The organism is Streptomyces sp. NPDC059398, from assembly GCF_042751845.1.
In the GTDB taxonomy this organism is placed as follows: Bacteria; Actinomycetota; Actinomycetes; order Streptomycetales; family Streptomycetaceae; genus Streptomyces.
Genome location: NZ_JBHYWP010000087.1, coordinates 28,290 through 36,429, shown reverse-complemented (window position 1 = coordinate 36,429; position 8,140 = coordinate 28,290). Strand labels below are relative to the sequence as shown.

The following is an 8,140-nucleotide window of genomic DNA, read 5'->3' as shown; positions in this document are numbered from 1 at the left end:
GCCCGGGGCCCCGCCGCGGGGCGGGGGGGGCCGCGCGCGGCCCCCGGCCGCCCCCCCCCCCCCCTCGCCCGGCCGTGCGCTCCGGTCGGTGACGTCCGTCGGTTGTCGCGCCATACGAGCCTCCGTTTTCCGCGGCCACACTTTGAATGCCGTTCTAAGTGTTAGAACGGCATTCAAGATGCGCCCCGCACCGGTGGAACGTCAAGACCTCCGGCCGACTTGACGGCCCCCGGCCGGGGATAGGGTCGTCGGTGTCCGGAGCAGACCAGCGTGAGCGGGGCGGAAGTGGCACATCGCAAGGACGGGCGGATCGCACGGGACCGGATGCTCGAAGAGGCCATGACGGCCATCGCCGAGAACGGGCTCGCCGCACTCACCATGTCCGCGCTCGCCGAACGCCTGGGGACCAGCGGCGGCCACATCCTGTACTACTTCGGCAGCAAGGACCGGCTCCTCCTTGAGGCGCTGCGCTGGAGCGAGGACGCGCTCACCGGGGAACGCAGGACGCTGCTCGCGGGCCGCACCGCCGCGCCGCGCCGGCTCGACCGCTTCCTCCAGCTGTATCTGCCCAAGGGTCCGCGGGACCCGCGCTGGATGCTCTGGATCGAGCTGTGGGCGCGCGCCGGCTCGGACGAACAGCTGCGTACCGCCCAGGAGGAGCTGGACCACGGCTGGCAGGAGGACCTTGAGGCGGTCCTCTCCAGGGGTGTGGCGGAGCACCGCTTCGCGGTGGACGACGTACCGGGCCGCGCCGGTGAACTCCTGGCGCTGCTCGACGGGTTGAGCACCCGGGTGGCACTGGGCCAGCGGGGCGCCGACCGCCGGGCGGCCCTGGCGTCGGCCCGGTCGGCGGCGGCGCGGCTGCTCGGCGTCACCGGCAGGCCCTGAGGAACCGGGCTGTCAGGCGGGTGCGAGCACGATCCAGGTCCTGCCAGGCCGCAGCGGCAGGGTCCGGCCGTCATGCGTGTACGTCGTCCCGGCGCCGGACGTGGGCCTGCTCCAGTGCACGTCGTACGCACGCCCGTCCCGCAGCACCACACCGGAGCCGCTGCCGACCGTCTCCGAGAACGGGACGTACCCCGTACGGCTGTGGAAGCGGGACTCCTTGACCCGGACCCGCTGGATGAGGACGTTGTCGGCGGTCCAGGGGGAGTCCGAGCCGTCCATGACGACCCGGTACCGCGGCGCGTCCCATCTGAAGGTGAAGGCGGCGGAGGGCATCGAAACCGATGTGGCGGGCGCCTGCCGACCGCCACCGGGCGCCTTCGAGGCGAAGCGCAGCCCGATGTCCCGGGCCACTCCGGCGCCGTCGGCGAGGCCCTTCGTACGGACGTACTCGTTGTGCGGGGCAGGCCGGGCCGGGTCGCGGAAGAACGCGCCGGTGCCGGTGCGGACGACGATGTCCGAGCTCCTGAGCACGGGCAGCAGTCTGCTCTGGGCTCCGGAGAAGGCGAGCGCGGGCCTGTCGTACGCGGCGAGCAGCTGGAGGTCGGTCTCCCGCGCGCTGCGGACCGGCCCCACCGTCGGGGGCAGATGGCCGCTGTCATAGACGGCCATGAGCCGCGAGAGCCCGCCTTCGACCTCGATGGCGTACACGAGGTCGGCGTCGTTGAGCCCGGTCTGCGGTCTGGCGGCGCGCACATTGTCGACCTTCACGGCGAGCACCCGTCCGGCCGCCCCGCTCTTCCCGGTGAGGACGGAACGGGATGTACCACCGCCACCACCACCGGTCGAACAGCCCACAGCGAGTCCCACGACAAGGGCCGCGGCCGCGGCCGCCCGGAGTGCTTTCGGTCCGTACATCCGCGCTCCTCATGCCCGCGCCGGCCACGGCCCGCGACCGGCCCTCCTCACCCGCTGACCCACTGGACGATACCGGGACATAACACCCGGCGCAGAGAGGGGCCACCCGGGCGCGGTCCCCTCCCGGAGGGGCCCGCGGCCCTCCCCGTCCGGTCCGCCGGGCCCGCCGCCATGAGACCCGGACCCGCAGACCGTAAAGTCGCACCCGAGGCATTCTCCCGGCTCGGCCGCCCGGTGGCTGCCGGTCCTGGAAAGCCGCCCACTCCGGCTTCGGACCGGATCCGGAAAAAAATCCGGCGGCGATGTCGAGAACGCGTGACCGGCTCCGTCCCCGCTATGAACGCAGCCGAAACAGGCCGCACCAGCACCGAGGAGAACCACCATGGCCAAGTACTTGCTGCTCAAGCACTACCGAGGCGCCCCGGCGTCGGTCAACAACATCCCCATGGACCAGTGGACGCCCGATGAGATCACGGCCCATGTGAAGTACATGCAGGACTTCGCGGACCGCCTGGAGGGGACCGGCGAGTTCGTCGACGGTCAGGCGCTGGCACCCGACGGGATGTTCGTCCGGTACGACGGCGAGGGGCGCCCGCCGGTCACCGACGGCCCGTTCGCGGAGACCAAGGACCTCATCGCGGGCTGGATGGTGATCGACGTCGACAGCCAGGAGCGCGCGATCGAGCTGGCCGGGGAGCTGTCGGCCGCTCCCGGGGCGGGCGGGAAGCCGATCCACGAGTGGCTGGAGCTGCGCCCGTTCCTGACCGAGCCGCCCACCATCACGGAGTGACAGAACAGGTGAACGAGGCCCTGCTCCGGAGCCTCACACCGAGCGTGCTCGGGATCCTCGTCCGCCGCGGAGCCGACTTCGCGGCGGCCGAGGACGCCGTGCAGGACGCGCTGGTCGAGGCGGTCCGCAGCTGGCCGGCCGACCCACCGAGGGATCCGAAGGGCTGGCTGGTCACCGTCGCCTGGCGCAGGTTCCTCGACGCGACACGGGCGGACACCGCCCGCCGCAGGCGTGAGGACTCCGTACACGAGGAACCACCGCCCGGACCCACGTCCGCGGTGGACGACACGCTCTACCTCTACTTCCTGTGCGCCCACCCGGCGCTGACCCCGTCGTCGGCGGTCGCGCTCACCCTGCGCGCGGTCGGCGGGCTGACCACCCGCCAGATCGCCGATGCCTATCTGGTGCCCGAGGCGACCATGGCGCAGCGCATCAGCCGGGCCAAGCGCACCGTCTCCGGCCAGGGGGTCCCCGCCGGTGGAGCGGGGCCGGGCGCCCGGGGAAGGTTCGGCCGTCCCGGCGATGTCGCCACCGTGCTGCGCGTCCTCTATTTGGTCTTCAACGAGGGCTACTCGGGCGAGGTCGACCTCGCGTCCGAGGCCATCAGGCTCACCCGGCAGCTCGCGGCCGCCATCGACCACCCCGAGGTGGCGGGCCTGCTCGCCCTGATGCTGCTCCACCATGCCCGGCGCGCCGCCCGGACCGCGCCGGACGGCAGCCTGGTGCCGCTCGCCGAGCAGGACCGTACCCGGTGGGACACCCGGTCGATCGCGGAGGGCGTCGGGATTCTGCAGGCGGCCCTGGCCCGGGACCGGCTGGGCGAGTTCCAGGCGCAGGCCGCCATCGCGGCTCTCCACGCCGACGCGCCGACCGCCGGGGAGACGGACTGGGTGCAGATCGTCGAGTGGTACGACGAGCTGGCACACCTGACCGACAGCCCGGTCGTCCGGCTCAACCGCGCGGTGGCCGTGGGCGAGGCCGACGGGCCGCGCGCCGGCCTGGCAGCCCTCAGGGAGCTGGACGAATCACTGCCCCGCCGGTCCGCCGTGGCGGCGTACCTCCATGAGCGGGACGGCGATACGGCGGAGGCGGCACGGCTGTACGCGGAGGCGGCCCGTACGGCGTCGAACCTCGCCGAACGGGACCATCTGACACGCCAGGCGGCCCGCCTCAACTCCGGCCTGACACGCTGACGGGCCGGGCCCGGCCCGTCCGGGAGGGCCCGGCCCGCCCTCCGACCGTCAGGGAGGGCCTGCCCCGCCCCTCGACCGGAGGGCCTCCCCCGCCCCTCGACCGTCCGGGAGGCCCTGCCCCGCGCCTTGACCGGAGGGCCTACCTCCGCCCTTCGACCAGGCCGGACTCCCAGGCCCAGGCCGCGACCTCCACGCGGTTACGGGCCGAGAGCTTGCTCTGCACATTGCCGAGGTGGGTCTTCACCGTGCCCACCGAGATGGACAGCCCGGTGGCGATCTCGGCGTTGGTCAGCCCTCTGGCCACCAGACGTACCAGGTCCTTCTCCCGCGCCGAGAGCGAGGTGTGCGGCTCCCGGGCGGCGGGCGCGGACTCGCTGAGGCGGCGCAGCAGCCGGACGGTGATGGCCGGGCTCACCAGGGCCTCGCCGGAGGCGGCGGCCCTGATGGCCTCGACCAGCAGGGCCGGGCCCGAGTCCTTGATCAGGAAACCGGACGCGCCCTCGCTCAGGGCGCGCTGCACATACTCCTCGTCGTCGAACGTCGTGACCACCACGACCTTCGGCGGATTCACGGTGCCGGGGCGGGTCAGTCTGCGCAGCGCCTCAAGACCGTCCATCCGGGGCATACGGATGTCCATCAGCACCACGTCGGGCCGGTGGCGCTCGGTGAGTTCCACGGCGTGCACCCCGTCCGTGGCCTCCGCGACGACGTCGATGTCGTCCTCAGCCGCGAGGATCATCGCGAACCCGGCACGGACCATGGCCTGGTCGTCCGCGATCAGCACCCGGATCGTCATGACGCCGCCACCCCTGCCGTGGCGACCGGGAGCGTCGCCTCGACGCCCCAGCCGCCGCCCGTCACCGGGCCTGCCTGGATCTCTCCGCCGATCAGGCCCACCCGCTCGTCCAGACCCTTCAGCCCGAAACCGCTGTGGGAGACATGACGCGGCCGTCCGTCGTCGTTGATCCGTACGGTGATCCGGTCTCCCGTGCGGTCCACGCGCACCCGCACTTCGGTGCAGCCGTGGGCGTGTTTGCGTACGTTGGTGAGGGCCTCCATCACCACCCGGTGCGCGGTCGTGGAGACCTCGACCGGCAGATCGCCGAAGCTCCCCTCCAGCTCCAGCCGGGCGTGGGCGCCGCCGACGGCCGAGAACTCCTCGACGAGCGTACGTACTTCACCCAGCCCTGCCAGCGGCGTCAGGGTCACTTCGCCCTCGGCATCGCGCAGCATCCCCACCATGTGCCGCATGGAGGTCAGCGCCTCCGAGCCGGCCTGTTCGATCCGCTGGAGCGCGGGTGGCACCAGTTCGGGCTTCCGGTCCGCTATCGCCTGGGCTCCCTGTGCCTGGACCACGATGCCGGTGACATGGTGGGCGACGAAGTCGTGCAGGTCCCTGGCGAACTCCGTACGCTGCTCCAGCCGCAGGGCCGCCGCCCGCCGCCGCCGGTCCTCCAGGAGCAGGCGCATCCCGAGGCCGATCCCCAGCGCCATGACAGCCGCCAGGGCGAAGAACAGCGCCATGATGGTGGTGGACTGCCGCACCGAGACCGACACCGGCCGCACCACGATCGCCATGAACAGCAACGGAACGGCCGCCGTCGTCCACGAGGGCTGTCCCCGTCGGGCGACGACCAGCAGCAGCCACACCAGCGCCGCCGGTTCGGCGAACCCCAGGGGCTGCGAGGCCGGCGCCGTCCTGAGGCTGAACAGGACGGAGAGGCCCAGGGAGAGGCACGCCAGTACGCAGGCGGCCACCGGCAGTGCCCGGCGGCCCAGCCGGGGCGAGGCAGCGACGAGAACGACGGCCGGCAGCACGACGAACGGCTTGGCGTGGGCGTAGCTGTCGATCACGTAGAAGCCGCCCGCCAGGTCCAGCGGGACGAGCCCGGCCAGGCACAGGAACAGCAGCAGCCACGCCGTGACGGGCATGATCCGCTCACGCCCCTTCCCTCCGGTGGCCATGGGTGGGGCCGTGCCGTTCATCGCCTTCGCCATCTCTTTCGTCGTTCCCCCTGCCGACCGGCCGAAAGTCGCAGCCGGCCGGCAAGGATCTGTCTTTCGCCCGATCCGTCGCGGGACCCGGTGGAGAAGAGTGGTGTCCACCGGACGGCGTTCCCCATCCAGTGCATCCCTCATCTGCGTGCACCACGGCCGTTCCCCACCCGCGACCCGCACAGGAGCCACACATGGACCATACGCAGACACACCACGGAAGTGGAACGGGGTACGGGCACCCCGCCGGTGAGTCGGCGATCGAGGCCCATGGCCTCGGCAGGAAGTACCGGCGCGGCTGGGCGTTGCGGGACGTCTCCTTCCGGCTGCCGACCGGACGGGTCTGCGGCCTGGTCGGCCCCAACGGCGCCGGCAAGAGCACTCTGATGGGCCTGGCCACCCACATGATCCGGCCGACGACCGGCGCCCTGCGGGTGTTCGGCACGGAGCCGGGGTCGACGGAGGCGGTCCTGCGTACCGCGTTCCTCACCCAGGAGAAGCCGCTGTTCAAGCGCTTCACCGTGGCCGAGACCCTGCGGCTCGGCCACGAGCTCAATCCCCGCTGGGACCAGGAGGTCGCGGAGAGCATCGTCGCCGCGGGACAGGTACCGCTGGAAGCGAAGACCGGAACGCTGTCCGGCGGGCAGCGCACCCGTGTCGCCTTCGCACTGGCGTTCGGAAAGCGCCCGGATCTGCTCATCCTCGATGAGCCGATGTCCGATCTGGACCCGCTGGTACGCCGTGAGCTGATGGCCACCCTGACCGCGGAGGCCGCCGAGCACGGTACGACGGTGCTCGTCTCCTCACACATGCTCGCCGAGCTGGAGAACATCTGCGACTACCTGCTCGTCATCACCAACGGCGGGCTGCGTCTCGCCGGCAGCGTGGACGAACTGCGTTCCGCACACGCCCTGTTGGCCCCGGACGGCGGCTCGTTCCCCGCAGTCGCCCCGCATACGGTGATCGAGTCCCGCAGCGACGAAGGCCGTCCGGGCCTCCTGGTGCGGCGCGACGGCCGGACCGAGTACGGCGGGCGGGCCGAGCCCCCCACCCTGGAAGAGCTTCTGCTCGGCTATCTGCGCTCACCCGACGCGCCCGCGCTGATCGCCCCCAGCGCCCGCGTCGGCGACATCCACGACATCATCACCCGCGACCGCCAGAAGGCTGTGACCGCATGACCACGCTCACCCAGGGCCCGGCCCGCCCGACGCCCACCGGCCGCCCGCGGAACGGCCGCGCTCCCCGGCGTACCGGTCCCCGGCTCGGCGGCCCGGTCTGGCTCGTCTGGCGCCAGCACCGCGCCGCGTTCTGGACCCTCATCGGCCTCACCCTCCTGGCCGTGATCGCCATGGTCTGGCTGCGCGGGCAACTGGTGGACTTCCTGGACTCGGCACCGCAGAAGCACGGCAGCCCGCCGTCCGGTCTTGAGGAGTACTCCACCCGACTGTTCAGCTTCGGGGGCTATCTGGGCTACGTCCCTCTTCTGACGGGCGTCCTGCTCGGCGCCCCGCTCATCGCGGGCGATCTGGAGTCCGGCACCGCCAAGCTGGTGACCTCGCAGTCCGTCAGCCGGCTGCGGTGGCTCGCCGCGAAGCTCACCATCCCCGCCGTGCTGATCGCGCTGTCCACCGCCGTGCTCGCCGTGGTGTTCACCTGGTGGTGGGGGCCGGTCAAGGGAGTCGACAACACGCTGGACTGGACCAGCGGCGCGTTCTTCGACGTCACCTGGGTCCTGCCGGTGGCCTACGCGCTGCTCACGTTCGCCGTGGGCGTGGCGGTCGGCATGCTGCTGCGCCGCACGCTGGTGTCGATGGTGGTCACCCTTGGCATCGTGGTGGCGATCGGGGTCGTCTGGGACCGGTTCCGGCTGAGCCTCGGGCATGTGCTGTCGGTCAGCACCGACAAGGGCGTCGGCCCCGACGCCCCCCAGCCGAAGCTGCCCGCCGAGGCGGTGCAGCAGGGCCAGGGCACCTACTTCCTCACCAGCTCCGGAGGCCGCCTGGACTGGACCGCCTGCCTCGACAAGATCGACAACGACAAGGCGCACACCGCCTGCCTGGAGTCCAAGCACGTCATCGGCTACTCCATGGACTACCTCCCCCTGTCCCAGATGCACACGATGCAGTGGCTCGGAGCAGGCATCATGCTCGCCGCCACCGCCGCCATCGTCACCTTCGTCATCTTCTGGGGCCGCAAGCGACTCCTGTGAGCCGCTGCCTCCGGCGGACTCCCCCGGCGCCACGCCGCCCGCTACCGGCGTGGCGTCCCGTGGTGAATCATGAGGGCGGCAGATCCGACCGAGGGCCCGGAGCGGTGGTCATGAGAACCACCGTACCGCCGGCCGCTGCATTGAGTCTGT

General features: G+C 72.0%; 8 protein-coding genes. 5 read left to right on the top strand and 3 right to left on the bottom strand.

Annotation, left to right across the window (positions count from 1 at the left end; translation table 11 throughout):
* The first annotated feature begins 324 nt into the window (after window positions 1-324).
* Window positions 325-888 (top strand): TetR/AcrR family transcriptional regulator, encoded by a 564-nt coding sequence (locus ACFXBC_RS26525; RefSeq protein ID WP_385029433.1) that lies wholly within the window; start codon window positions 325-327, stop codon window positions 886-888.
* 12 nt (window positions 889-900) lie between these two features.
* Here ACFXBC_RS26525 and ACFXBC_RS26520 read toward each other — a convergent pair whose 3' ends face one another.
* Window positions 901-1,803 (bottom strand): DUF3048 domain-containing protein, encoded by a 903-nt coding sequence (locus tag ACFXBC_RS26520; RefSeq protein ID WP_385029427.1) that lies wholly within the window; start codon window positions 1,801-1,803, stop codon window positions 901-903.
* Between the two features lie 382 nt (window positions 1,804-2,185).
* Here ACFXBC_RS26520 and ACFXBC_RS26515 point away from each other — a divergent pair, with 382 nt between their 5' ends.
* Window positions 2,186-2,593 carry a YciI family protein gene (locus ACFXBC_RS26515; RefSeq protein WP_385029424.1) on the top strand — a complete coding sequence of 136 codons (408 nt, stop codon included), beginning with the start codon at window positions 2,186-2,188 and terminating at the stop codon, window positions 2,591-2,593.
* 8 nt (window positions 2,594-2,601) lie between these two features.
* The gene (locus tag ACFXBC_RS26510) at window positions 2,602-3,786 is read left to right on the top strand and encodes an RNA polymerase sigma factor (protein WP_385029430.1); all 1,185 of its coding nucleotides are present in this window, start codon (window positions 2,602-2,604) and stop codon (window positions 3,784-3,786) included.
* 139 nt (window positions 3,787-3,925) lie between these two features.
* Here ACFXBC_RS26510 and ACFXBC_RS26505 read toward each other — a convergent pair whose 3' ends face one another.
* Complete coding sequence (locus ACFXBC_RS26505) at window positions 3,926-4,582, bottom strand: response regulator (RefSeq protein WP_385029421.1); 657 nt, start codon at window positions 4,580-4,582, stop codon at window positions 3,926-3,928.
* Window positions 4,579-5,784 (bottom strand): sensor histidine kinase, encoded by a 1,206-nt coding sequence (locus ACFXBC_RS26500; RefSeq protein WP_385029418.1) that lies wholly within the window; start codon window positions 5,782-5,784, stop codon window positions 4,579-4,581. The genes ACFXBC_RS26505 and ACFXBC_RS26500 overlap by 4 nt, the downstream gene beginning before the upstream one ends.
* Window positions 5,785-5,975: 191 nt before the next feature.
* Between ACFXBC_RS26500 and ACFXBC_RS26495 the strand changes: the two genes are divergently transcribed.
* Together ACFXBC_RS26495 and ACFXBC_RS26490 are read left to right on the top strand one after the other, a co-directional pair.
* Complete coding sequence (locus tag ACFXBC_RS26495; RefSeq protein ID WP_385029415.1) at window positions 5,976-6,959, top strand: ABC transporter ATP-binding protein; 984 nt, start codon at window positions 5,976-5,978, stop codon at window positions 6,957-6,959.
* Window positions 6,956-7,990 (top strand): ABC transporter permease, encoded by a 1,035-nt coding sequence (locus ACFXBC_RS26490; RefSeq protein WP_385029412.1) that lies wholly within the window; start codon window positions 6,956-6,958, stop codon window positions 7,988-7,990. The genes ACFXBC_RS26495 and ACFXBC_RS26490 overlap by 4 nt, the downstream gene beginning before the upstream one ends.
* The last annotated feature ends 150 nt before the right edge of the window (window positions 7,991-8,140 follow it).